2 protein-coding genes and 2 pseudogenes are annotated in these 1734 nt (G+C 50.1%); 2 read left to right on the top strand and 2 right to left on the bottom strand.

The genetic code is table 11. The features are described from left to right. Positions 1 to 371: ATP-binding protein (locus BBW68_RS00390; RefSeq protein ID WP_186821232.1), on the top strand; the 371-nt coding region annotated here is incomplete at its 5' end. A 38-nt stretch (positions 372 to 409) separates the two neighbouring features. On the opposite strand, the pseudogene BBW68_RS15215 reads toward BBW68_RS00390, so the two are convergent. Beyond that, a pseudogene (locus tag BBW68_RS15215) lies at positions 410 to 670 on the bottom strand (transposase); the annotation flags it as partial. A 116-nt stretch (positions 671 to 786) separates the two neighbouring features. Between BBW68_RS15215 and BBW68_RS20400 the strand changes: the two are divergent. Beyond that, positions 787 to 874, top strand: a pseudogene (locus BBW68_RS20400) (hypothetical protein); the annotation flags it as partial. A gap of 48 nt (positions 875 to 922) precedes the next feature. Here the strand turns inward: BBW68_RS20400 and ribA are convergent. After that, positions 923 to 1513 carry a GTP cyclohydrolase II gene (gene ribA, locus BBW68_RS00385; RefSeq protein ID WP_070133538.1) on the bottom strand — a complete coding sequence of 197 codons (591 nt, stop codon included), beginning with the start codon at positions 1511 to 1513 and terminating at the stop codon, positions 923 to 925. Positions 1514 to 1734: the final 221 nt, after the last annotated feature.

Below are 1734 nucleotides of genomic sequence, written 5' to 3'. Positions count from 1 at the left end.
TGATGCTGCAACTGATGGCGTCACACCGTCAGGGTGACCTGAAGGGCTACCTGAACCGCGTTGTAGGTAAGCCTAAGCTGTTGATCATTGACGAAGTGGGCTATCTGCCGTTCGGTAAAATGGAGGCGAACCTGTTCTTTCAGGTCGTTGCTAAACGCTATGAGTCAGGCAGCGTGATCCTGACCAGCAACCTGCCGTTTACTCAGTGGTCCGGAACGTTTGGTGATGACGAAACGCTGACGGCAGCGATGCTGGATCGGCTGCTTCACCATGCGCATATTGCCCAAATCAGCGGCCAAAGCTACCGACTGAAGGATAAGCTGAAAAGTGGTCAAATCCAGAAGAAAACGAAAGCAACAACGTTCGAGTAATTCAATGGGGGTGGGTCAGAATTCGATCGGTATTGACAATAACCGAAAGTCCTAGTGGTAAACGCTAGGCAGCAACAATGGTTAAGATAATGTTCAACAGCAGCCTGCTTTTGCACATCAGAGTAATGTGGCTTATGGCGTATGATTTCTGTAGCACCGTCACTCGCTTCCCATAAACGGATCCAGCGTCGCAGATTTCTTTTAGAGGGGTACCCCAGCTCACGAACCACGGGAGCCAGTTTTCTGCCGTATTTAAAGTAAAGCTCAATTGCGCGGATCCGTTCTGCTTCGGTAAACATTATTTCTCTCCTGAGAGTCCAAGAAATCGTCCGCACCTCTAGGGGGGGCAGAATTCGATCGATATTGACACAAAGCGACCTTAACTGGCGGGATGGTCATAAGGAAGCTGGATATACGCTGTCGTATAGATACCGGTAATGAAGCTGACCTATTACCAGAATGACGGCATTCTGCACTATGTGATCAGGAATATGCTGGACTAGCGAGAGTACGAAGAGAGAGCTGGCCAGAGCAGGCCCGCTTTTTTGCACTTACTTAGATAACAAATGGCCCATTTTTGCGGCTTTGGTATCCAGATAGTGGGCGTTTTTTGGGTTGCGCCCAACGATTAGCGGAACGCGCTCCACGATGTTGATCCCGGCTTCAGTGAGGATCTCTACCTTGCGCAGATTGTTGGTCAATAGGCGAACTTCTTCCACACCTAACAGCTTAAACATGTCGGCGCACGGGGTGAAGTCACGCTCATCAGCGGCAAAGCCGAGCTGGTGGTTAGCTTCAACGGTGTCGTAGCCTTTATCCTGTAACGCATAAGCGCGGATCTTGTTCAGCAACCCGATATTGCGGCCTTCCTGACGATGATAAAGCAGAATACCGCGGCCAAGTTCGGCAATCTGCGCCATCGCTGCTTCCATCTGGAAACCACAGTCACAGCGCAGGCTGAACAGGGCATCGCCAGTCAGGCATTCAGAATGAATGCGAGCCAGCACCGCTTTGTTATCAGATATATCGCCATAAACTAGGGCAACGTGGTCACGACCGGTTGCCAGTTCTTCAAAACCGACCATGAGGAAATCCCCCCATGGCGTTGGCAGATTGGCTTCTGCCACCCGTTTAAGCTGCATGTGACTCTCCAGAAACTTCAGGTAGTACGCTATCATTAGATAGCGCTTTGTCAGTCGCCTGACGCAAACAATGCGACTATTCTGCCACAACACAGGCCGAGGCGGTTAACACGTTAGAGCGATTGTTGTGATACAACACAAATATCATAAGCCCCATTCCCAGTTGAAACGCAATAAAACGGAGGGGGCTTATGCCGCCAATAAGTGCGTTTAAAATACCT

This window comes from Candidatus Erwinia dacicola (assembly GCF_001756855.1).
Taxonomy (GTDB): Bacteria; Pseudomonadota; Gammaproteobacteria; order Enterobacterales; family Enterobacteriaceae; genus Erwinia; species Erwinia dacicola.
This window is presented reverse-complemented; position numbering and strand designations above follow the sequence as displayed.

Coding starts and splice junctions, on each gene's coding strand:
- ribA (WP_070133538.1), bottom strand. CDS start 1,513: ATGCAGCTTAAACGGGTGGCAGAAGCCAATCTGCCAACGCCATGGGGG.